Annotated in this window: 19 protein-coding genes; 13 read left to right on the forward strand and 6 right to left on the reverse strand. The window is 34.5% G+C overall.

Annotated elements, in window-relative coordinates:
• Window positions 1-74 precede the first annotated feature (74 nt).
• Window positions 75-1,628, reverse strand: a complete 1,554-nt coding sequence (porX, locus tag OZP07_RS10410) for a T9SS response regulator signal transducer PorX (protein WP_281638306.1) — start codon at window positions 1,626-1,628, stop codon at window positions 75-77.
• Between the two features lie 170 nt (window positions 1,629-1,798).
• Here porX and OZP07_RS10415 point away from each other — a divergent pair, with 170 nt between their 5' ends.
• Window positions 1,799-2,653 (forward strand): EamA family transporter, encoded by an 855-nt coding sequence (locus tag OZP07_RS10415; protein ID WP_281638307.1) that lies wholly within the window; start codon window positions 1,799-1,801, stop codon window positions 2,651-2,653.
• Window positions 2,654-2,705: 52 nt separating this feature from the next.
• Here OZP07_RS10415 and OZP07_RS10420 read toward each other — a convergent pair whose 3' ends face one another.
• Together OZP07_RS10420 and OZP07_RS10425 are read right to left on the reverse strand one after the other, a co-directional pair.
• Window positions 2,706-4,034, reverse strand: a complete 1,329-nt coding sequence (locus OZP07_RS10420; RefSeq protein WP_281638308.1) for a serine hydrolase — start codon at window positions 4,032-4,034, stop codon at window positions 2,706-2,708.
• 1 nt (window position 4,035) lies between these two features.
• Window positions 4,036-4,470, reverse strand: coding sequence for a MarR family winged helix-turn-helix transcriptional regulator (locus OZP07_RS10425; RefSeq protein ID WP_194643436.1), 435 nt, complete (start codon window positions 4,468-4,470; stop codon window positions 4,036-4,038).
• Between the two features lie 288 nt (window positions 4,471-4,758).
• On the opposite strand from OZP07_RS10425, the gene fabG reads away from it, so the two are divergent.
• The 6 genes from fabG to OZP07_RS10455 all read left to right on the forward strand — a co-directional run bounded on the left by fabG (window position 4,759) and on the right by OZP07_RS10455 (window position 12,152).
• Window positions 4,759-5,505 (forward strand): 3-oxoacyl-[acyl-carrier-protein] reductase, encoded by a 747-nt coding sequence (fabG, locus tag OZP07_RS10430; RefSeq protein ID WP_194643438.1) that lies wholly within the window; start codon window positions 4,759-4,761, stop codon window positions 5,503-5,505.
• Between the two features lie 78 nt (window positions 5,506-5,583).
• Window positions 5,584-7,611, forward strand: a complete 2,028-nt coding sequence (locus OZP07_RS10435) for a hypothetical protein (RefSeq protein WP_281638309.1) — start codon at window positions 5,584-5,586, stop codon at window positions 7,609-7,611.
• A 72-nt stretch (window positions 7,612-7,683) separates the two neighbouring features.
• Window positions 7,684-9,372 (forward strand): dihydroxy-acid dehydratase, encoded by a 1,689-nt coding sequence (gene ilvD / locus OZP07_RS10440; protein ID WP_281638310.1) that lies wholly within the window; start codon window positions 7,684-7,686, stop codon window positions 9,370-9,372.
• A gap of 251 nt (window positions 9,373-9,623) precedes the next feature.
• Window positions 9,624-10,202: a hypothetical protein gene (locus OZP07_RS10445; protein WP_281638311.1), complete on the forward strand. Its 579-nt coding sequence runs from the start codon at window positions 9,624-9,626 to the stop codon at window positions 10,200-10,202.
• Between the two features lie 18 nt (window positions 10,203-10,220).
• Window positions 10,221-11,117, forward strand: coding sequence for a LysR family transcriptional regulator (locus OZP07_RS10450; protein ID WP_281638312.1), 897 nt, complete (start codon window positions 10,221-10,223; stop codon window positions 11,115-11,117).
• 72 nt (window positions 11,118-11,189) lie between these two features.
• Window positions 11,190-12,152: a YeiH family protein gene (locus OZP07_RS10455; RefSeq protein ID WP_281638313.1), complete on the forward strand. Its 963-nt coding sequence runs from the start codon at window positions 11,190-11,192 to the stop codon at window positions 12,150-12,152.
• Here OZP07_RS10455 and OZP07_RS10460 read toward each other — a convergent pair.
• Entirely contained in the window at window positions 12,149-12,880 is a 732-nt protein-coding gene (locus OZP07_RS10460) for a YoaK family protein (RefSeq protein ID WP_281638314.1), read from the reverse strand. The two genes, OZP07_RS10455 and OZP07_RS10460, sit on opposite strands and share 4 nt — an antisense overlap.
• 97 nt (window positions 12,881-12,977) lie before the next feature.
• On the opposite strand from OZP07_RS10460, the gene OZP07_RS10465 reads away from it, so the two are divergent.
• A complete protein-coding gene (locus OZP07_RS10465) occupies window positions 12,978-13,979 on the forward strand; it encodes a zinc dependent phospholipase C family protein (RefSeq protein WP_281638315.1) in 1,002 nt (333 codons plus the stop codon).
• A gap of 270 nt (window positions 13,980-14,249) precedes the next feature.
• Here the strand turns inward: OZP07_RS10465 and OZP07_RS10470 are convergent, their stop codons facing one another.
• Window positions 14,250-16,349, reverse strand: a complete 2,100-nt coding sequence (locus OZP07_RS10470; protein WP_281638316.1) for an LTA synthase family protein — start codon at window positions 16,347-16,349, stop codon at window positions 14,250-14,252.
• Window positions 16,350-16,402: 53 nt separating this feature from the next.
• Entirely contained in the window at window positions 16,403-17,947 is a 1,545-nt protein-coding gene (locus OZP07_RS10475; RefSeq protein WP_281638317.1) for a hypothetical protein, read from the reverse strand.
• Window positions 17,948-18,101: 154 nt separating this feature from the next.
• Between OZP07_RS10475 and OZP07_RS10480 the strand changes: the two genes are divergently transcribed.
• The 5 genes from OZP07_RS10480 to ilvN all read left to right on the forward strand — a co-directional run bounded on the left by OZP07_RS10480 (window position 18,102) and on the right by ilvN (window position 24,676).
• Complete coding sequence (locus tag OZP07_RS10480) at window positions 18,102-19,265, forward strand: 2-isopropylmalate synthase (RefSeq protein ID WP_194643455.1); 1,164 nt, start codon at window positions 18,102-18,104, stop codon at window positions 19,263-19,265.
• A 36-nt stretch (window positions 19,266-19,301) separates the two neighbouring features.
• Window positions 19,302-20,417, forward strand: a complete 1,116-nt coding sequence (leuB, locus tag OZP07_RS10485) for a 3-isopropylmalate dehydrogenase (RefSeq protein ID WP_281638318.1) — start codon at window positions 19,302-19,304, stop codon at window positions 20,415-20,417.
• Window positions 20,418-20,693: 276 nt separating this feature from the next.
• Window positions 20,694-22,367, forward strand: coding sequence for a dihydroxy-acid dehydratase (ilvD, locus tag OZP07_RS10490; RefSeq protein WP_281638319.1), 1,674 nt, complete (start codon window positions 20,694-20,696; stop codon window positions 22,365-22,367).
• A gap of 83 nt (window positions 22,368-22,450) precedes the next feature.
• A complete protein-coding gene (gene ilvB, locus OZP07_RS10495) occupies window positions 22,451-24,148 on the forward strand; it encodes a biosynthetic-type acetolactate synthase large subunit (protein ID WP_281638320.1) in 1,698 nt (565 codons plus the stop codon).
• 6 nt (window positions 24,149-24,154) lie between these two features.
• Window positions 24,155-24,676, forward strand: coding sequence for an acetolactate synthase small subunit (gene ilvN / locus OZP07_RS10500; RefSeq protein ID WP_194643463.1), 522 nt, complete (start codon window positions 24,155-24,157; stop codon window positions 24,674-24,676).
• Window positions 24,677-24,760: the final 84 nt, after the last annotated feature.

Here is a 24,760-nt window from a genome sequence, read left to right on the forward strand (position 1 = left end):
TTAGGTCTTCTCTTAATTGCAAGTTCTCAATATTCTCTTAATATTATGAAAACTGAAAATCGTTATTTTTTTCGCTATTTCGGATTAAAAACCAAGAAAGGAATAATCATTTCTTCCAGTGAGATTCCGCCGTGCTGATACGTATTTTTGTAATAACTCACATAATGATTGTAGTTGTTTACATAGGCCAAAAACAGATCATTTTTTGCAAAAATATAAGAACTGCTCATATTTATAGCAGGTAAACCGATAAGTTTTGGTTCTCTTACGGCATAAACGTCTTTTTGTTCGTAAGTCAGGCTGCGTCCTGTTTTGTAGCGAAGATTTAAACTGGTGTTTTTGTCACCGACTACTTTTGATGGGTTTTTTACATTGATAGTACCGTGATCGGTGGTCAGAATCAATTTGAATCCCAGTTTTTGTGCCTGCTGAATGATTTCCAGTAATGGAGAGTTTTTGAACCAGCTCAATGTAAGAGAACGGTATGCTTTGTCATCCGAAGCCAGCTCTTTTACCACATCCATTTCAGTTTTGGCGTGCGAAAGCATATCAACAAAATTATAAACCACGGTCACAAGATCGTTATCCTTCAATGATTTAAAGCTTTCGGCGAGTTTTTTTCCGCCGGTGACATTGGTGATTTTAAAATAATCTTCTTTTATGTCCAGTCTCAGACGCTTGATTTGCGCTGTTAGAAACTCGGCTTCGTATAAGTTTTTACCGCCTTCGTCAGGATCGTTTTTCCAATACTGCGGAAACTGTTTTTCCATTTCAAGTGGCAGTAATCCTGAGAAAATGGCATTTCTGGCATATTGGGTAGCAGTAGGGAGTATGGAGAAATACGGAACTTCTTTTTCGAGTTTATAATAGTTGCCAACCACGCTTTCAAAAGCTTTCCATTGATCATAACGCAGATTATCGATTACAATGAAAAGTACAGGCTTGTCTTTTTTCTGAATTTCCGGTACGACTAATTCTTTGAATAAATTATGAGACTGAACTGGTTTGTCTGCTTTTGGGGCAAACCAATCTTCGTAATTGCGCTCAATGTATTTGCCGAATTGTGAATTGGCTTCTGCTTTTTGGGACTCCAGAATTTCGATCATTCCCTGATCATTGATGTTTTCGAGTTCCAATTCCCAGAACAGCAGTTTTTTGTACAATTCCACCCAGTCTTCATAGGAATTGACCATAGCCAATTCCATCGTAATTTTTCGGAATTCTTTTTGGTAATCCAAAGTTGTTTTCTGCGAAATCAGTCTGGAATTGTCTAAGTTTTTCTTCAAACTCAGCAAAATCTGGTTTGGATTTACTGGTTTGATAAGATAGTCGGCAATTTTTGAACCAATAGCTTCTTCCATTATATGTTCTTCCTCGCTTTTGGTAATCATAATCACAGGAATTGATGATTTTTTCTCCTTCATTTCAGAAAGAGTGTCCAAACCGCTCATTCCGGGCATATTTTCATCCAGAAAAACAATGTCAAAATTGTCTTCTTCAAAAATATCTACCGCATCACGGCCGTTATTGCAGGTAGTAACGCTATAGTTTTTTTTCTCCAGAAATAATATATGTGGTTTGAGCAAATCGATTTCATCATCGACCCAAAGTATTTTTATGTTCTCCATTTCAGTTTATTTTAGTGCAATTTAGTTGTATAGAACTTAAATAATATTAAAAATAGTATAAAATTGATTAAAAACAATTGCAATAATTATGATTTGCAATTGTTGATACTTGAATTTAATGTTCATTCTAGGTTTAAACACTATTTTTGCGGAAACAAAAAACAGGAACTATGCTATTTCTTATTCTGAGTGTGATCTGCAGTGTGACAGTGGGAGCGATTTTCAAAATTGCCCGAACCTATAAAATACCTTCAGCACAAATTGTGGCTTATAATTATGTTTTTGCTTTTGCGCTGTGTTACTTTTTCTTTAGTCCGGATTTAACTGTTTTGGATGCTTCTTCACCTTGGGAAATTCTGCTTCCTTTAGGCGTTTTGCTTCCGGTGGTGTTTCTTTTTCTTGCAGCTTCAATAAAACATATGGGAATCGTAAAGACTGATGCTGCTCAGCGGTTATCACTGATTATTTCTATTTTAGTAGCCTGGCTCTTTTTTGGCGAGCAATTCAGCGGACTCAAACTGACAGCGCTTTTGTTTGCTTTTCCAGCGATAGTGCTCATTTTGGATAAACCCGCAGATAACAAGGAAAACAAATGGATTTATCCGGCCCTTGTACTGCTTGGTTTTGGAATAATTGATATTCTGTTTAAGCAGATTGCACTCACAGCTGCACTTTCTTTTACTACTTCGTTATTTGTACTTTTCTTTATTTCACTTGTTATAATGATGCTGTTCAACGGGTATGAAATACTTTTTCAAAAAGTAAAAATAGATTTCAAAAGTGTTATTTTCGGAGGCTTAGTTGGTGTTTTCAACTTCGGAAATATTTTCTTTTATCTTAATGCCCACAAAGCATTTGCCCAAAATCCATCAACCGTTTTTGCAGGAATGAATATGGGAGTTATTGTCATTGGCAGTCTTGCAGGAATTCTTGTTTTTAAGGAAAAAGTTACTAAACGCAATATTATTGGACTGTTTCTGGCTTTACTTGCTATTGTTTTTATTGTGGCATCCCAGTTGAATTAAATAATGATTTTACTGGACTGTAGAATTAAAATGATGAATTAGGCACTATTTTTTAAGGAATATTTCTCTTCACTTTTTCTTTAACTCCTCCTTTAGTTAATAGTATAGAATTAAAAGAACCAGATTTATCCTGAATAAATTCAAATGTCCTGTCGTTATTGTCTGCTCTGAAAAATTTCGTTTTGGACTCAGGCAGTAGTTCCATTTCGGTATCGTTATAGTAAAGTTTACCGTTAATTTTTAGTATTTCAATTTTGCCATACTTGCCTGTGTATTTATCATATACTGCAGTGTCTATTTGTATTTGATGATGTTTGTATGGAAGTTCTACTTCTTTTTGCAATGCAATTGCTGAAAGTCCATAGCCAATAATGTATGAAAAGGATTCGTTGTTAGAAAGTACTGTCACAAATATTTTGTCATCTGTAAATCGGTTAAAAGAAGTCATTGTGCCAAAAAAACCTCCGTCGTGAGCAATCAATTGATGTCCGTGATTGTAAAACGGATTAATTATAAAACCATATCCCCAATTTTCGTCGCTATGGGGAGTAAACATGAGATTTTTCATTTCTGCTGATAAAATTGTCGTTCCGTACAGCGCTTTGTCCCATAAAGCCAAATCTTCAACGGTGGAATAAACGCCGTCATGTCCTATGTTAACCGTCCAATTGATATAAGGATTATGAATGAAACCTTTTTCTGTTCGGCAATAAATCTTCGCTTTTTTTGAAATTATCGAATCATTATTGCTAATACCTGTATTTTTCATTCCTGCCTTTTCAAATATATTTCTCCTTAAAAAAACGGCATACTTTTCGCCTGAAACTTTTTCTATAATTTTAGCCAACAAGTAATACCCTATATTGCTGTAAGCGCTTTTAGTTCCTGGGGAAAACTCATAAGGTATTTTCTTTATTTCAGAATAGGCAGAATCAGCATTAATAGTGCTTAAGGCTAATTCTTTAAAGCCTAAAGCCAGTCCTGAAGTATGCGATAATAACATATGAATGGTAACACTGTCGGCTTTTGGATAATCGGGAAAAAACTTGCTTAGTTTATCAGCAAGGGATAATTTTTTTTGTTCTACTAGTAGAAGAATAGCTGTAGCAGTAAATTGTTTGGTTACCGAAGCCAATTGAAATTTTGTGTCTATGGTGTTTTTAATATTCCACTCATAATCAGCTAAACCGTATGCTTTTTTTAATAAAATGGTGCCGTTTTTGGACACAAGAACCGTTCCGCTAAAATTATTTACATCAACCTGCGCCTGCATATATTTTGCAAGATTAGCTGATACGTCTTTTTGTGCAAAGATTAATAGTGGGAAAAAGAAAAATAGTAGAGTTTGAGCTGATTTAAGGAATTGATTGATTTTTGCCATTTTATTTTTTACAGTTTAAGATTATTTTATGGAGTGTTTTGTCTAGTAAATCTATTTCATCTTGTGTTAAACCATCGAGAGCAGTTTCTCTGTTCTGTAGTATAATTGGTGATAATAATTCTATTGTGTTTTTTCCTTTTTCGGTGATTTCAAGGCTAAATTTTCTTCGATCTAATTCGTTGATTTTCCTAGTTATGTAATCTTTTTTTACCATCAATTCAATTATTCTGGTGACTGAAGCATTATCTTTAAAAATTAATTTTGCTAATTCTTTTTGAGAATAGTCTGGATTTTTATTTAGGATTATTAGCAATAAGCATTGATCAACAGTTATATCACTTACAATTTTTCCAATATTTCTCTGTGCTATTTTTCTATACTCTTTTATTGCTAATTCAATGGTATAAAGAACGGTTCCGGTTGGATTTTTTTTCATATAAAATTTATTTGATGCAAATATAGTTGTTGTATCAATTATATTTGTATTTATTTTATTTTTTTTTAAAATTTTAAAAAAGAGGCAGGTAAATTTAATTGAGGCTTCAGATTACCGCTTATTAATTGAAACAGCAATTTTTTGCTATCCGTAATTTATTATTATATTTGGCCTTTGTAAACTAGCCCTGATAGCAGTGGAAATCCTTTTTGTTTTTTCTTTAAAAATAAAAAGATTGAAGCGGATAGCAGGAATAGCTCCTAATAAAAAATAAATATTAACGGAAATATGAAATTACTAGAAGGAAAAGTAGCCATTATTACTGGCGCAAGTCGTGGAATTGGAAAAGGAATTGCTGAAGTTTTTGCAAAAAACGGAGCAAATGTTGCCTTTACTTATAGTTCATCTGCAGAATCTGCACAGGCATTAGAAAACGAATTGAATGCATTGGGAATTAAAGCTAAAGGATACAAATCCAATGCTGCTGATTTTAATGAAGCGCAGACTTTTGTGGATGCTGTTTTGGCTGAATTTGGAACAGTAGATATTTTGATAAACAACGCTGGAATTACAAAAGATAATTTATTAATGCGTATGTCAGAAGCTGATTTTGATCAAGTTATCGATGTTAACTTGAAGTCAGTTTTCAATATGACAAAAGCAATTCAAAAAACGTTTTTGAAACAGCGCGCAGGTTCTATCATTAATATTAGTTCGGTTGTTGGTGTTTCTGGAAATGCAGGTCAAACAAATTATGCTGCTTCAAAAGCAGGTGCTATTGGTTTTACAAAGTCTGTAGCTTTGGAGCTGGGTTCTCGTAACATTCGCTGCAATGCTATTGCTCCAGGTTTCATTGAAACTGAAATGACTGCCAAATTAAGTGAAGATGTTGTAAAAGGATGGAGAGAAGGCATTCCTTTGAAACGAGGCGGTTCTACAGAAGATGTTGCCAATGCCTGTCTGTTTTTAGCATCTGATATGAGTGCTTACATTACTGGCCAAGTACTGAATGTTTGCGGAGGTATGCTTACTTAGAAAGTTAATTGTTTTATGGTTTGTTGTTTATTGTCCTGCAATTAAAAACTATAAACAACAAACTTAAACTAAATAAATATGACAGCAAGCACGATTCTATTACTTCTACTTTCTTTATTAATAGCGGGTAGTTTGTCGTTTTTTCAATATATATACAAAGTCAAAAGCAAATCGAAAGTTGGTTTGTTTTTGGCTTTTTTGCGTTTTTTAAGTGTTTTTTTAGTACTGCTGCTTCTGATAAATCCAATTATCACAACGAGTAAACTTGAAATTATAAAAACACCGCTGCCTATTGTGGCTGATAATTCAAGTTCTGTTTCGTTTTTAAAAGCGAACGAAAATGCTGTAGAAATTTTTAAAAAAATCACTTCGAATAAAGCGATTCAGGAAAAATTTGAGGTGCAGACGTATCTTTTTGATACTGATTTTCGGCAGTCGGACAGTCTGAATTTTAAAGGAAATCAAACCAATATAGATTTGGTTTCCAAAAACTTAAAGAGTATCTACAAAAACGCATTTTATCCAACGGTTATTATTACTGATGGAAACCAGACTTCTGGAAATGATTATGTTTACAGTTTTGGTGAAAACAATAAAGTGTATCCTGTGGTTTTGGGTGATACGACCAAAGTTCTGGATTTAAAAATCAATCAGCTGAATGTAAATAGATATGCTTTTTTGAAGAATAAATTTCCGGCAGAAGTATTTTTGCAGTATTCCGGGACTAAAAATGTGACTGCCAATTTTAGTATAAGTCAAGGAAATGAGGTACTGCATAAACAAAATATTTCTTTTTCACCATCAAAGAAAACGGCAATTGTAAATGTGCTTTTGCCTGCCGAGAAAGTAGGACTGCAGATTTATAAGGCGAAAATTGATTCTAAGGAAAGTGAAAAAAACACCTTCAATAACAGTAAAAATTTTGCTGTGGAAGTTATGGATCAAAAAACGTCTGTAGCCATTGTTTCGGTAATAAATCATCCAGATATTGGAGCTTTAAAAAGAGCAATTGAATCTAATTCACAGCACAAAGTAACTGTTGTTAAACCAAACGAAATAAAGTCTTTACAGGATTACAATGTTTTGATTTTATATCAGCCGACGACAGCTTTTAAATCGGTTTTTGACGCTAATGAAAAAGCCCGCCTGAATACGTTTATCATAACAGGAACTGTAACAGATTTTTCATTTTTGAACCAAAGACAAAGCAATTTTATTTTCAAAATGAGTGGTCAGTCAGAAGATTATCTGGCTGGTTTTGATTCGAAGTTCAATCTTTTTGCAGTTGATAATTTTGGTTTCGAAAGTTTTCCTCCTTTGCAGAACAGCTATGGTTCAATTAGCACAAATGGAAATGTCGATGTCTTGCTTTCTGCTAAAATTAGAAATATAGATACCAAAGCGCCTTTGCTTTCATTTACGGAAAATCAAGGCAGAAGATCTGCTTATTTATTCGGAGAAAACAGCTGGAAATGGCGTCTGCAAAGCCATGTTGATAACCAGTCTTTTGATAAATATGATGTTTTTGTCAATAAGATTATGCAGTATTTGGCTTCTACTAATGCTAAAAAATCATTGGTTGTTAATCACGAAAATTTTTACAACACTGGTGAATCTATAGAAATTACAGCTCAATATTTCAACAAGAATTATGATTTTGATGATAAAGCGAGTTTGACAATCGCTGTAACAAATGTTAAAACCAAACAAACCAAAAATTTTGATTTTTTAAAAGGAAACAATACTTTCAAAGTAAATCTTGACGGACTTGCTGCTGGCAGTTATAATTTTTCGGTACAAGAACTGAATTCAAAAGCATCATATTCAGGGCATTTTGAGATTCTGGATTTCGATATTGAAAAACAGTTTGTAAATCCGGATGTTCAGAAATTGAAGCAACTGGCTGCACAAACGAAAGGGACAGCTTTTTACCCGAATCAAATCGATACATTAATTAAAACATTGCTGGAAAACGAAGAATACAAAGCGATTCAGAAAGATGTTGTGACCAAATCGCCTTTGATCGACTGGAAATGGATGCTGATTTTGATTGCTGTTTTTCTTTCAGCAGAATGGTTTGTCCGCAAGTATAACGGGATGCTGTAGTTTAAATGATTAGTCATACAATTGAAAAAATAAATTAAGTTATAATAAAAGAATTTTAGGAGAGTATATATTATGAGAAGTGATGAAGTAAAAAAAGGAAACCAAAGAACGCCGCATAGATCATTGTTTAGAGCAACTGGATTGGTTGATGAAGATTTTGATAAACCGTTTATTGGCGTTGCAAATTCTTATATTGAGATTATTCCGGGGCACTTTTTTCTGGACAGGGTATCAAGAATTATAAAAGAAGAGATTAAAGCAAACGGCTGTGTTCCTTTTGAGTTTAATACAATCGGTGTCGATGACGGAATTGCGATGGGACATGACGGAATGCTTTTTTCATTGCCTTCACGTGAGCTTATTGCAAGCTCTATCGAAACCGTTATGAATGCACATAAATTGGATGCTATGATTGCAATTCCAAACTGTGATAAAATTGTTCCGGGTATGATAATGGGGGCTTTAAGAGTTGATGTTCCGACAATTTTTGTGAGCGGAGGACCAATGAAAAAAGGACATACCAAAGACGGTGTGCCGATTGATTTAGCTACTGCTTTTGAAGCTGTTGGAAAGCACGAAGCAGGAGAAATGACTGATGAAGAATTGAAAGATATTGAGTGTAATGCCTGTCCTAGCGGTGGAAGCTGTTCGGGTATGTTTACAGCAAACTCAATGAATACGCTTATGGAAGCTATGGGAATTGCGCTTCCTGGAAACGGAACGATTCTGGCATTAACAAAGGAGCGTGAAGAACTTTACAGAAGTGCTGCCAGAAGAATTTGTGAAATTGCAAAAGATGAGGCACAAACTAAGAAGTTCAGACTTAGAAATATTCTTAATGAAAATGCTGTAAGAAACGCATTTGCGGTAGATATGGCGATGGGTGGAAGTTCCAATACGGTTTTGCACATGCTGGCAATTGCCAATGAAGCCGATGTTAATTTTAACCTTGGGGATATCAACAGCATCTCCAAAAGAGTTTCGCATATTGCCAAAATTTCTCCAAGTTTGTCAACCGTTCACATGGAAGACATCAACAGAGCCGGCGGTGTTAATGCCGTTATGAAAGAAATGACAAAACGCGGCGATGATATTTTATTGGATAACCTTACAATTACAGGCGAAACGGTACTAGAAAAAATCAAAGATGCTTATATCAAAGACACCAATATCATTCACACCATTGATAACCCGTATTCAAATGTGGGCGGTCTTGCAATTTTATATGGTAATCTTGCAGAACAGGGTGCTGTTATTAAGACTGCCGGAATTACGGGTGATAGAGTTTTCACCGGTACTGCCGTATGTTTCGACGGACAGCAGGAAGCGATTGACGGAATTTTAGGCGGTAAAGTAAAAGCTGGAAACGTTGTTGTTATTCGATATGAAGGGCCAAAAGGAGGTCCGGGAATGCAGGAAATGCTCGCGCCGACTTCATTGATTATGGGGATGGGACTAGGAGCCAAAGTTGCTTTAATTACCGATGGAAGATTCAGCGGTGCAACAAGAGGAGCAAGTATCGGGCACGTAAGCCCAGAGGCAGCCGAAGGCGGTATGATTGGATTATTGAAAGATGGTGATGAGATTCATATTGATGTTGATCAATACATTTTGTCAGTGAATTTAACAGATGAAGAAATTGCCAAAAGAAAAGCGGTATTTGTTCCTTTGAAAAAAGAATTAACCTCAAGATGGTTAGGACAGTACAGAAGTTTGGTTACCAATGCCAGCAGCGGTGCGGTTTTAAAAACTGATTTGTAATAAAACAGATTGCGATCTCCTAACAGGTTTTCAAAACCTGTTAGGTATTATTCAAAGATTATCAATTTAGATTGTTTTTTGGAGCAGAAAGATTAGGCATTTTCAGTAAATACAGGTCCCGCTTTCCGTTGCAATCTTGTATGCCGAACCCCGGCATACAAGGATTTTCACTGCAATCGGGGCTAAAGGGAGAGAATTGGATTTTTTGTGATTATTCATAAAAATATGGAATAATTAAAGTTAGATTTTAAATGAAAAAAAGAACGATTTTAAATACTAAAAATATATTCATAATTTCAATAATTGTAATTATTTCTACTGTTTTAAGTGTTTGGATTTATGGTCTTGGGAAGCATCAAACTGTAATTGAAAATTCTTTTATTTCTGCTTCAATTTTATCGATCACTTTTTTTCTGTTTATTACTTTTGGACTTTACAAAGGAGTCAAATTAAAAGACAATCTTGGTAAAATCACTGACCAATTCGATTTAAAAAAAATTGAACATTTAAAAGAGATTAATTTCTCAGAATCTGCAGATTTACCTGACCTTAATGAAGGAATAGCAGGAATCATTTTAGGTATTATTCTGTGGATAATTGCAACTTTAGTTTTCGGATATTTGTTTTTCATATTTGGAGCAATTATTTGGATTTCGATTTTAACTTTTATGGCAATGCTTTATTGGGTATTTTTTAGAGCATTACGATTGATTTTTAAAAACGCAAATGAATGTAATGGGAATTTGCGGAGAAGTTTATTATATGGCATTAGTTATACAATTCTATATAATTTTTGGATTTATGGAATAATATTGATTGTTAATAAATAAGAGTTTAAATAACAAAAAATGGATTTCAGACTAAAAGTTTTTTTCACTGTAGCAACCCGATTGAGTTTTACTAAAGCGGCTTCGGAATTATTTATCACGCAGCCAGCCATTTCCAAGCACATTCAGGAATTGGAGGAAGAATACAAAACCAAGCTTTTTGAAAGAAACGGTTCGAAGATTGCATTGACAAATGCCGGTGAAACTTTATTGAAGCATACCAAAAATATTTTTGAAATTTACAGGGAAATCGATTTTGATTTAAGCACTTTTAGTAATGAGCGAAAAGGTCTGCTGCGTTTAGGTGCCAGCACAACAATTGCACAATACATTATTTCGCCGCTTTTGGCCCGTTTTCACCAAAAACTCGAAGCAGTCAAAGTAAATTTGCTTAACGGAAACACAGAGCAAATTGAAAACGCTCTGCTGAAAAAAGAAATTGAAATAGGAATTGTAGAAGGGCAGTCCAAGAATCCGTCCATAAAATACACGCAGTTCATTAGAGATGAGCTGGTTTTGGTTTGTAATTCCAATAATCCGCTGGTTAAGAGAAAGGAAATTGCTCCATCTGATCTTAAATCGCTGCGTTTTCTTGTCCGGGAGCAAGGTTCTGGAACACTTGAAGTTATTGAATATGCTTTAAAACCTTTCAATATAAAAATTGATCAGCTGCAGATCGAAATGCAGTTAGGAAGTACCGAAAGTATAAAATCGTATCTGCTGAATTCAGATTGTGTTGCTTTTATGTCAATACATGCTGTGTCTAAGGAGTTGAAAAATAAAGAATTGCAAGTAATTGATATTGATGGTCTGACGATTGAACGTTATTTTTATATCATTACGTTACAGGGGAAATCAGATTCTCTTTCTGAATTATTCATAAAAAACATTTCGAGTTATTATAATCTAAAGTTATAGTGGATTATTTTTAACGATTGGTATTCCCGCTTTTTTATAGAGACCTTTGTTTTGTTAAAAAAGCGTCATAGAATGAAAACCGAAAGCTTTAATGTTCCAATTTTATTAAAAATCAGTCCGACAGTACAGCAGATTATTTTTGTTTTGCTGTTAATTCTTTGCTTGTTTCCAATTATTTCTCCTCCGATAGCTTTGCTGCTAGGTTTAATTGCAGCTAATCTTTCCGGACATCCTTTTTTGCATTTAAATCATAAGGCAACGACTATATTATTGCAGGTTTCAGTAGTGGGACTGGGATTTGGTATGAATATTAACAGCGCAGCCGCAGCAGGAAGAGAAGGTTTTCTTTTTACGGTTGGCTCTATTGCAGCAACTATCGTTTTAGGAACTCTATTGGGAAAATGGTTTAGAATAGAGAAGAAAACGGCTCATCTTATTTCCTGCGGAACTGCCATCTGCGGCGGAAGCGCCATTGCTGCAATCGCTCCAGTTATAAAATCAGATGATAAGCAGACATCAGTTGCGTTGGGAGTGATTTTTATTCTGAATTCTATTGCGTTGTTTTCATTTCCAGTAATTGGACATTGGCTGCAAATGTCACAGAACGATTTTGGTTTGTGGTGCGCAATTGCGATTCATGATACGAGTTCTGTGGTTGGTGCTGCAAATAAATACGGAGCGGAAGCTCTACAGGCAGCCACAACAGTAAAATTAGCCAGAGCTTTGTGGATTATTCCAGTTACTTTGATAACCGCATTTGGTTTTAAAAATAAGACCCGCAAAGTGAAAATTCCATATTTTATTGGATTGTTTATTTTGGCAATGGTTTGCAATACTTATTTTTCTCCAGTTGCGAATGCTGCTCCACATTTGGTTTCGGCTGCCAAAACAGGACTTGTTGTTACCTTGTTTTTGATAGGAGCGGGCTTGAATCGCTCCGTCTTGAAATCGGTAGGATTGATGCCTTTACTTCAGGGAGTATTACTTTGGATAAGCATTGCTGTTGGGACTTTATTGGCGATTTTGTATTTCTAAAACGGATTTTTCTTTCGTTTAATCGCAATAAAATGCAATCGGATGTAATCGTAATAAAGGGCGATCAATAGAAAAGCTGCTGCGGTTAATAATGTTTTTAGAGCCAAATATCCGTAAATAAAACCGCCAGAGAAACACCCCAGAAAGAAAAAAGAAATAATAGACAGTCTTAAATAAATGCTGGTTTTTAAGGCTTTTCGCTCTTCTGGTTTTTTGTAAAAAAACAGTTGAGACAGCTCAATGCCTAAATCTGTAAAGAGTCCAGTTAAATGTGTTGTTCTTACGGTTGATCTTGAAATTTTGGTGACTAATGCATTTTGAATTCCCATTGCAAAAAGCAGACCAAAAGCAATCCATTTTTCATCAATTAAATTCAAATCAGTTCTAATTTCTAAAAGCCCCAAGGTGACCAAAATAATAAATTCGATAGCTATTGCTGGAAGATGGGAAAGATTCTGCTTTTTTTCGGAAACCAATTCGGCCAAAAAATTAGATGTAAAAGCTCCCGCTAAAAAGAACAGCGTATAAATTAAAAACACAATAGCAGCTTGATAATCTTTTTTAGTAACTTCTTCTGCAAAATAGGCAAAATGCCCCGTGACGTTTGTTGTCAGTGTCTTTACAGCTAAAACTCCAGTTACATTAACAATACCAGCTATGAAAGATAATAGTATGGCAAGACGTAAATTATGCTTTGAAGTTCTGTTTTTGCCTTGATGTTTAAACATTTTAATTTATTTTTCTTTGGCTTAACATAAAATTAAACACAAAATGCTTAATTTATGTTTAAAAAAAATACTTTTGTATTTCAATTAAATAAATATAATGAAAAAATTTAAATTAAAACAAAGAGTTCTTACTTTCTCAGCAATCGGTCTTGCTTTTGTCAGTTTATCTTGGGGTATTTTTGGTCACGAACATATTAATAACGCAGCAGTTATGGCTTTGCCAAAACCAATGCAGACATTTTTTTACAATCATATTGATTTTATAACTCAGGAATCAACTGTGCCGGATTTACGCAAATATACGCTTCGTGATAGAGCAGAAGGGCCACGTCATTATATGGATATGGAGAATTTTGGATCTATGGATTCTATTCCGCATTCATTTGAAGACGCTAAGAAAAAATACAGTGAGAAGTTTTTGAATGATAATGGTTTTGTAGGATGGTATATTCAGGAAATGATGACCAAGCTGACTAAAGCTATGAAAGACAAAAGAAAGACTGAGATTTTGTTTATAGCTGGCGATTTGGCTCATTATATTGGCGATGCTAACATGCCTTTGCATACTTCTGCGAATCATGATGGACAGCTTACCAATCAAAAAGGAATTCACTCTATGTTTGAATCCCGTATGCCGGAAATGTTTGGTAAAGATTATAATTTTTATACAGGTGAAGCTAAATATATTGATAATATTGAAAAAGCGACTTGGGACATGATAAATGATTCGCATAGTCAAGTTGAACCACTTTTGCTGATCGATAGAACACTTCGCGCAAGCTTTGCACCTGACAAGGTATTTGACAAAGATGAAAAAGGAAATCCTGCAAAAAATAAGTATGGTGATTTAATATATTCAAAAGAATATGTAACGCAGCTTCATACAGCTTTGAATGGGATGGTTGAAAAGCAAATGCGCAAAGCAATTGTTTCTACAGCTAATTTTTGGTACACAGCCTGGGTTAATGCAGGAAAACCAAATCTTGAAGAGCTGGATTCTAAAGAATTGACAGAGCGCAATAAAAAGAATCTGAAAAGTGATTTGAAGCTTTGGAAAACCGGTAAACTTTTTGGTTTGGAAAGTGAGAATGATTTTTAAGCCGAATTAAGAAACACAAAAAAGCCTGTAATCTCAATATTTACAGGCTTTTTTGTGTTTTATAAATTTGATTTATTGGTCTCAAATAGAGTTTAAAACTATGCACTTTCAGTGCATCTCGTTTTAGCTTCTAAATAAGTTTTTGCCACAGATTCACAGGATTTTAAAATCATTTTTTATCTGTGAATCTGTGGCAAAATTTCATTAATTTTCATAATCCAAATTTGAGACTTTCAGTCTGAAATCTATGGACTTTCAGTCCATAGTGGTTTAGTTCAGCTTTTGATAGTTCTTTTTCTTTAAAATATCCGAAGCTGTCTGGTAGTAAGAAATCGTTTCGTTTACAAGATCAGTTCGTTCTGTTTTCAAAGGAACCTGATCGTAATAAATCTGGAACTCAGGAGCTGTTTTTTGATCTGGTTTTAATGTCAGTTGAAACTGTTTTACCGCTTGTTTCGGAGAAATAATGGTTAAAACATTATCTTTTATTAATCCTAAATCCTGATACGTTGCAATTAAGGCTCTTGGTTTATAATCGGGTTTTAAAACGTCCTGACCGTAAAATTTACTTTGGTAATTAAAATGCAGTAAACCGAAAAGTGTAGGCATAACATCGATCTGCGACATCAAATTGGTATATTTTTGTGGCTGAATAAATCCTGGGCTGTAAATCATTGCTGGAATTCTGTATTTATCAGCAGGAAGTTCAGTCTTTCCTGCACTTGATGCGCAGTGATCAGCAAGAATTACAAATACCGTATTTTTGAACCAAGGCTGTCTGCTCGCCATCTCAAAGAATTTTCTCAAAGCATAATCGGTATATTTTACACCTCCGTCACGGGATTTTGCATCTCCCGGAATGTCAATTTTGCCATTTGGATACGTGAATGGACGGTGATTGCTCACAGTCATCCAATGATTAAAGAAAGGTTTACCTTCTTTAGCTTCGGTATTCATTGTTTTTATGGCTTTATTAGCCATATCTTCGTCACAAACTCCCCAAATGTTAGCAAAAGTAATTTCTTCTGGGGTGAATGTTTTTTTATCTATAATGTCATAACCATTTCCGGTAAAAAAGTCTTCCATATTATCAAAAAAAGCATCACCTCCGTAAAGATATTTCACGTTATATCCTTTTTGTTTAAAAATAGAACCCGTAGAAAATTTGTCTTTATTGTCTTTTCTTTTGACTACACTTTCGCCGGCAGTAGGAGGAAAACATAAAGTTACCGCTTCAAGACCGCGGACAGTTCTGTTCCCCACTGCATATAAATTAGTAAATAGTAAACTTTTTGATGCTAAATCATCTAAGAAAGGAGTGATATTTTGATCGTTACCGTATGCTTTCATGAAATCGGCGCTGTAACTTTCTATAGTGATTAAAACTACATTTTTTGGAGTTTCGGCAGCATCACTTTTAATTGTTCGTAAAGTAGTTTCACCCGAAATGGACGGAATTTGTTTTCCTAACAAAGCAAAAGCTTGTTTCTCTGGCAGCGTTTTGTAGAATTTAAAATAATCCAATTCACTGTTCATGAACGCCAAATAGAAACGATACATTCCATTTGCCTGCAGTTCATTGGTAAAAACATTTTGAGAGTTTTCTTTTTTGGCTAACGAAGGAACTGCAAATAAAGCCAAAGCAAATAAGGCAAGATAAATTGCAGATATTTTTAATTTATCGGTAAAAGATGGAATTTCGTCAATATAATTTCTGGTTCTTTTGACAATAAAATAAGTCACAATTCCAGCGATTAAAAACAATCCTGAAAACAGAGGAATCACTGGATACGATTCCATAATATTTCCGATTACTTCATTGGTGTAAACCAAATAATTTACAGCGATGAAATTGTATTTAACCCCAAATTCATTCCAGAAAAAGTATTCACTGATGCCGTTTTGAAGAATAAGTACAACATACAAAAACATCACAAAAGTGAACAGCCAAAATCTAATTTTATCTCGGTGTTTTGGTAAAAATAGAAGAAGTCCAAATAACAGTGTTTTAAGACCAACGAAAATCATTCCGATTTTTGGCAGAGCACCGCCATATTCATTCAGAATCGTTTTTCCTGAGGCGATATAAAGCAGCAGTGCAATGAAAATTCCAAAAATAATATAACCCCAAGGTTTATAATATTTGGAATTGGAGATAAAAATAAGGTATAGCCATAAAAAAGCAGAAGCTATTACAAACACAAATGCATCTGAAATCAAGCCAATGAAGAAAATTTTCATGGTATCCAGAAAAACAAAATTAGTCTGCGTTATAGGATGAAATATCAAGACAATGCGCAAAACAAAACTTACTGCGATGTAGAAAAGCGCAAGATTATAAAAAGGAGAAAACTTTTTTAGAAAATTCATATGATGTTTTTTTTGTAAAAATAAGGATTTTATTTTTTGATGATTTTGCTTCTTTACCTGTTGCTCAGCTTTGCTTTTTCTTTTATGATGTCGCTTATTTTACGGTTCTCAATTTTGCTTTCCAGCCAAGAAATAATATCAAGGTAAAGGAAAGCACGTTTTTCATAAGTGCTTTTTTCTAATTCAATAAAGCGTTCCCTCATTTTGATGAACTCTTTCTTAATGTCACTTGGATATAAGTTGCTTAAGTTTTTCAGGAAACGTATAATCTCTTTTTGCACCTCATGTAAATCGTTCATTTTGATTAAAAATTTATAAGTACTTAACAGCTGACTTTCTAAATTAAAATCTTTACCTGATTCATAATGAGCGATTAAACACAATAAACGCGCGAAGCATGCTAAATCTTCCCGAACATACAGATTTTTGTTATTGATGATTTTCTCTAAATACACAATACATTCCTGGTACTTTTCATTTCCAAAATAAATACTGGCAATTTTGTAATAGAACATCATTTCGTGATGCTCGTCTAAATGCTCATTGTGTATTTTAATTTTTTTCAGAATTTCAGGAATGAGATATTCGCTTTCGGCAAAAGTTCCTTCCAGTATATGAAAGTTTAATTTGTTGTTATAAATATATAGGAATGAAAGTGAAGCAATATTGTCATTGACAGGGAATCGCGGATCACTGATGGTTTCTTCCAAAAGATTTAAATATTTTTTAAAATTGGTTTTGTATTTCAGCATGAATAATGATTCAAGCAGATAGTGATTTCCTTTTAGGAAAAAAACCGGATTTAGGAAAATCATATTTTTGTTGTCATAAAATAGAGTCACCCATTTAGTAGCAAACTTATAACAGGAAAGGAAATCCTGCACCAGGAAACTTCTCCACAGATTGGCATTATAGAACCAGTATTTTTCTCTAAAACCAAATTTTGACTGATCCAAACGCGCAATGTGCTTAACAAAATAGTCATCTATGTACTTGTATTCGGCATCGCTTTTTACATATCCTGTTTTAAGCATTGTCCCGTATAGCTGAAGCGACAAATTGGATAATTTGCTCGAAATAGTATTGCGGTAATTCAATTCTTTGGCTTGTATAACCAGTTCGTCAGCCCGTCCTTGAATACTTCTGGTGATGTATTGTGATTCGATCAGTTTTTCAAATTCAACAATTTCAAAAGCCATGTATTTTTCATCATTTTCTATAGCCTGCTGTTTGGTTTTATCCAATATTTTTAAGCTTTGCTTGTAAAGTCCTTTATTATATAGGATTACTGCAAAGTCAATCTGCTCGCGAAGCTGGTAACGGATGTTTTGACTGGGAATATTTAAGCGGATGCTCACCAAAATTTGTTTGTACAGGTACGATTTGAGGTTCGACAGCTGTACTTTTTTAATCAAGCCATTCTTTAATATCAGTTTTTCATCATATGTTTCCGATTTGTCCAGAATATTAAATAATTCGATAAACTTAGTGTTTGAACTTGTCTCTAAGCGGCTGGCAAAAATTTTAAATTGTCTTTTTTCAGATTTGGAAAGGGATTTTATTAATACAAATAAAAAATCTTTTTGATGGTTAGCCATTGTATTATAAAAGTGTTTAACTTGTTGATTGTCAGATTAATGATTTGTTATTTTTTACGTTACAAATAGTATATTTACTTAAAAGTAGGTTTAGTTTTGAGTAAATGAAAACTATTTTTGTTTTAAGATGTGAAATTACATTAAATAAATTAAAATGAATAGAGAGAAAGTCCAAATTTTTGATACCACTTTAAGAGACGGTGAACAGGTCCCAGGATGTAAATTAGACACCAATCAAAAACTCGTTATAGCCAACCGCCTTGACGAAATGGGAGTAGACATCATAGAAGCTGGTTTTCCTGTTTCTAGTCCAGGTGATTTTTTATCTGTTTCAGAGATATGTAAAATTGTAAAAAACGCAACTGTCTGTGGTCTTACCAGAGCAGTAGAAAATGATATTGATGTAGCGGCTCAGGCTTTAAAACATGCAGTTAGACCTAGAATCCATACAGGAATAGGAACTTCTGATTCACATATTATCCATAAACTGCAGACTACGCCAGAGGATGTGATTGCCAGAGCAAAACACGCTGTTGCCCACGCAAAAAAGTATGTTGAAGATGTAGAGTTTTATGCAGAAGATGCAGGTAGAACTGATAATGCATTTTTGGCTAAAGTTTGCGAAGAAGTAATCAAATCTGGAGCTACAGTTCTTAATATCCCGGATACTACAGGATATTGTCTGCCAGAAGAGTACGGTGCAAAAATAAAGTACCTTAAAGAGAATGTAAAAGGAATTGATAATGTTACTATTTCTTGCCATTGTCATAATGATTTGGGAATGGCAACTGCAAATTCTATTGCAGGAGCTGTAAATGGTGCCCGCCAAATTGAATGTACTATTAACGGAATAGGGGAGAGAGCTGGAAATACAGCACTTGAAGAAGTGGTTATGATTTTTAAACAGCATCCTTATTTGAATTTATATACAGATATTGACAGTAAGCAGTTGAACGAAATGAGCCGATTGGTTTCTGAAAGTATGGGGATGATCGTTCAGCCGAATAAAGCAATCGTTGGAGCTAATGCTTTTGCTCACAGTTCTGGGATTCATCAGGACGGTGTGATTAAAAATAGAGCCACTTATGAAATCATGGATCCATTGGATGTTGGTGTCAATGAGTCGTCTATTATTCTTACTGCAAGAAGCGGAAGAGCAGCTTTGGCATACAGAGCTAAAAAAGTTGGTTATGAGCTTACAAAAACACAATTAGATATCGTATATATTGAGTTTTTAAAATTTGCTGATATTAAAAAAGAAGTATTGGATAGTGATATTCATCAGATTATTGAAGCAAGCAATATATATGTTAATTAAATTTTAGCAGAAATAATACTTTAAAAATAAATAATTATGAACTTAAAAATAGCAGTACTTTCAGGTGATGGTGTCGGTCCAGAGGTTATCTTACAAGCTAAGAAAGCGCTTTATGCTATAAGTGTTGCCTATGATCATGAATTTATTTTTGAAGATGCTTTAATTGGCGCTGTTGCTATAGAAAAGACCAGAAATCCTTTGCCTGAGCAGACTTTAAATCTTTGTCTGAACACAGATGCGGTATTGTTCGGTGCTATTGGAAATCCTAAATATGATAACAATCCCGAAGCTAAAGTACGTCCGGAGCAGGGATTATTGAAGTTAAGACAGGAATTGGGGCTTTTTGCAAATATTCGGCCTATAAGACCGTTTAAAAATCTTCTGGATGCTTCTCCAATAAAAAAAGAAGTAATCGAAAACGTTGATTTTGTGATTTACAGAGAATTAACGGGTGGATCGTATTATGGCGATAAAGTCATAAATGACGAAGGAACTTTTGCTTCTGATATATGTGAGTACTCAGAAAATGAAATTAACCGCATTACACACCAGGCTTTTAAAGCGGCTCAGGGCAGAAGAAAAAAAGTAACATTAGTTGATAAGGCTAATGTGCTGGAAACATCTAGATTGTGGAGAAAATTAGTTAAAGAAATTGCTAAGCAGTATCCGGATGTAAAATTAGAATGTCAGTACATTGATAATGTTGCGATGCAGATTATTACTGATCCTAAACAATATGACGTAATCTTAACAGAAAATTTATTTGGTGATATATTATCAGATGAAGCTTGTGCGATTATGGGATCTATAGGTTTGATGGCATCTGCATCAGTTGGAGAAAGCAAAGCTCTTTTTGAACCAATACACGGTTCTTACCCGCAGGCAAAAGGGAAAAATATTGCTAACCCGATTGCTTCAATTTTATCCGCTGCAATGCTGTTGGAACATTTTGGTCTGCAGAAAGAAGCGAGAAAAGTTTACGAGGCTGTTGAAAAAGCTATTGAATATAAAGTAGTTACTATTGATCTGAATCCAGATTCAAGATTTGGTACTAATGATGTTGGAGATTTTATTTCAAATGTCATATTAAGTAAAGATGATTTATATTTTAAAAATGATAATGTTCAAATAGGACAGTCAACTATCGTTTAATTAATAAAAATCATAAAAGGTTGCGTTTTATCACTAATTGCTGTTAGTTTGTTGGTAAAAAAGTTTTTTATTTTGGAATTGTTTTGTACTTTTGCAAAGTCAAAAAAACAAAAATGAAACACATTATCAACGTCCTTTTAGTATTAAGTGTCATTGTGATTATCACATATGAAAAGGGATTGGTATAGATATATATGTAAAAATATGTGAAGCCTCCCAAAATTATTTGGGAGGCTTTTTTTTAAATAAAAAATTAAATACACTAATTAATACAGAATGGAATTAAATAAATACAGCAAGACAATTACGCAAGATGTAACGCAGCCAGCGGCTCAGGCTATGCTGTACGGAATCGGCTTGACTGAGGAGGATTTGAAAAAGGCACAAGTTGGAATTGTAAGTATGGGATATGAAGGAAATACTTGTAATATGCACTTGAATGATTTGGCTAAAGATGTAAAGAAAGGAGTCTGGGATGCTGATCTTGTTGGATTGATATTTAATACTGTAGGTGTAAGTGATGGAATTTCAAATGGAACTGAAGGAATGCGCTATTCATTGGTTTCCCGTGATGTAATTGCCGATTCTATTGAAACGGTTATGGGAGCGCAATGGTATGATAGTTTGATTGCTATTCCTGGCTGTGACAAAAATATGCCTGGTGCCTTAATTGCTATGGGAAGAGTAAATCGCCCAGCTCTTATGGTTTATGGAGGTACTATTCATTCTGGAAAGTGGAAAGGAGAAAGTTTAAATATTGTTTCTGCTTTTGAGGCATTAGGAAAAAAGTTCCAAAATACAATTTCAGACGAAGATTTTACTGGAGTGATTAAAAATTCCTGTCCTGGTCCTGGTGCTTGTGGCGGAATGTATACTGCTAATACCATGTCTTCAGCTATTGAAGCTTTGGGAATGAGTCTGCCATACAGTTCGTCAAACCCTGCCTTAAGCGAAGAAAAAAGAAAAGAATGTGATGATGCTGGAAAAGCAATACGCATATTATTAGAAAAAGATATCAAGCCTAGAGACATTATGACTCGTAAGGCTTTTGAAAATGCGATTACAATAGTTGCTGTTCTTGGAGGTTCAACGAATGCGGTTATGCATTTGATTGCTATGGCTCATTCAGTAGATATTGAAATCACATTAGATGATTTTCAGGCAATAAATGATAGAACACCTGTACTTGCTGACTTGAAACCAAGCGGTAAATATATGATGGAGGATCTGCATGCTGTAGGAGGTGTTCCAGCTGTAATGAAATATTTACTGAAAGTTGGTCTCATTCATGGCGATTGCTTAACTGTGACTGGAAAAACAATTACTGAAAACTTAGCTAACGTTCCTGATCTGCAAGATGGGCAAGAGGTAGTATTTGAAATTCAAAAAGCATTAAAATCTACTGGAAATATCCAAGTTTTATACGGTAATCTTGCAGAAGAAGGTGCTGTTGCTAAAATTAGCGGAAAAGAAGGAGAATATTTTGAAGGTACAGCTGTCGTTTTCGAAAGTGAATTCGAAGTGATTCCAGGTATAGAAAAAGGATTAGTAAAGCCAGGTAATGTAGTCGTCATTAGGTATTGTGGACCAAAAGGTGGTCCAGGGATGCCTGAAATGCTAAAACCTACATCAGCCATTATTGGCGCCGGATTAGGCAGCAGTGTTGCTTTAATTACAGATGGCAGATTCTCTGGAGGTTCACATGGATTCGTGGTTGGTCACGTTACACCAGAGGCTTATGATGGCGGAGGAATTGCGTTAGTTAAAAATGGTGATGTAATTACTATTGATGCAGTTAAGAATACCATCGATTTAAAAATTAGTGAAGAAGAATTTGCAGAAAGACGTGCCAATTGGGTGCAGCCACCTTTAAAAGCAACTAAAGGTGTTCTTTTAAAATATGCAAGATCTGTGTCAAGCGCATCAACAGGATGTGTTACCGATAAATAATAAAAATCCACTTTGGTGGTAATAAAACAGAGACAAAAAAGGCTATAGCAAACAGAAATTGCAAAAAGCTAAAAAAATATAAAATGGAAAATAATAAAATATCAGGGGCAGAAGCCGTTATTAGATGTTTATTGGCAGAAGGTGTAGACTTGGTTTACGGATATCCGGGCGGAGCAATTATGCCGGTTTATGATGAATTATATAAATTTCAAGATCAATTGCATCATGTTTTGGTGCGTCACGAACAAGGTGCAGCTCACGCAGCACAAGGTTTTGCAAGAGCTACAGGTAAAGTTGGGGTTGCAATCGCTACCTCAGGACCAGGAGCAACAAATTTAGTAACTGGTATAGCAGATGCTCAAATCGATTCAACACCTTTAGTTTGTATTACAGGGCAGGTTGGAAAACATTTGCTTGGTTCTGATGCTTTTCAGGAAACTGACATTATCGGAATTTCAACTCCGGTAACAAAATGGAATTACCAGATTACAGAAGCTCATGAAATTCCAGAAATTATTGCCAAGGCGTTTTATATTGCTAAATCTGGCCGTCCAGGTCCAGTTTTAATTGATATTACTAAAAATGCCCAGTTTGATGAATTAAATTTTAGTTATGAAAAATGTACTGGAATTAGAAGTTATCATCCAAAACCTGTATTAGATCTTAAAAAAGTACAAGATGCTGCAGATTTGATTAATAATGCCAAAAAGCCATACATTATTTTTGGTCAGGGGATTATACTAAGTCAGGCAGAAGAACAATTGAAAAGATTAGTAGAAAAATCTGGAATTCCTGCTGCTTGGACTATTTTAGGCCTTTCAGCATTGCCTACGGATCATCGCTTAAATGTAGGTATGGTAGGTATGCACGGTAATTACGGTCCAAATCTTTTGACTAATGAATGTGATGTACTGATTGCTTTAGGTATGCGTTTTGATGACAGGGTTACAGGGAATTTGGCAACTTATGCTAAACAAGCCAAAGTAATTCATTTCGAAATTGATCCTGCAGAAGTGGATAAAAACGTAAAAACAGATATTGCTGTTTTGGGCGATGTTAAAGAAGCATTGACAGCTTTGATTCCATTAATTGACAAGAAAGTACATGATTCTTGGCATAATGAGTTCAAAGATAAATACAAAATTGAATTAGATGCCGTTATAAAAGAAGAACTTTCTCCATCAAATGGAAAAGGAATTTCAATGGGCGAAACCATGGAAATGATTAATAAGCATTCAAAAGGTGATGCAATTATTGTTTCAGATGTTGGTCAGCATCAAATGTTTGCCTGCCGTTATGCTAAATTCAATTCAACCAAAAGTAATGTTACTTCTGGAGGTTTAGGAACAATGGGGTTTGCTTTGCCAGCCGCTATCGGTGCCAAAATGGGAAGACCAGACCGTGAAGTTGTAGCTATTATTGGAGACGGCGGTTTTCAAATGAACATTCAGGAGTTAGGAACTATCTTTCAATCACAGGTTCCAGTAAAAATAGTAGTGCTGAACAATGAGTTTTTAGGAATGGTACGTCAATGGCAGGAATTGTTTTTTGATAATCGTTATGCTTCAACTAAAATGATTAATCCAAATTTCATTGCCATCGCTGAAGGATATCATATTAAATCTAAAAAAGTAACTCAAAGACAAGATTTGGATGCAGCCGTTGCAGAAATGATGGCTTCAAAAGACTCTTATTTCTTAGAAGTTATGGTAGAGAAAGAAAATAATGTATTCCCAATGATTCCGACAGGAGCTTCGGTTTCTGACATGAGATTAAGCTAAAAAATTATGGAAAATAAAATGTTCACCATTTCTGTTTACTCAGAAAATAACGTTGGCTTATTAAACAGGATATCGGGTATATTCTTGAAACGCCATATAAATATATTAAGCCTTAATGTTTCTGAATCTGAAATTGAAAATGTTTCAAGATTTGTGATAGTTGTAAATACCACTGAAAAGTGGGTACAAAACATCGTAGGCCAAATAGAGAGACAAATTGAGGTTATTAAAGCTTTCTATCATGTTGATGAAGAGACTATCTTTTTGGAAAGCGCCATCTTCAAGATTGCGTCTAGTCTGCTTTTTGACGAAAGACAGATTCAGAATATCATAAAAGACAGTAAATCTGAAATTGTTACGGTATCTAGAGAGTTTTTTGTGATTTCAAAATCTGGAAAAAGATCTGAAATTGAGGAATTATACGCAAAACTGAAACCTTATGGAATCATGCAGTTTGTTCGTTCAGGAAGAATATCTATTTCGAAAGAAAAAATGGAAATTTCAGCAATACTGGAAGCATTTAAATAAAAATAAAATCAATCTGCAATTGGATAAGAGGAATGCAGATTACAATTTTCAATTATAAATTTTACATTCATTAAATATTAAAAA

This window comes from Flavobacterium marginilacus (assembly GCF_026870155.1).
GTDB classification, from domain to species: Bacteria; Bacteroidota; Bacteroidia; order Flavobacteriales; family Flavobacteriaceae; genus Flavobacterium; species Flavobacterium marginilacus.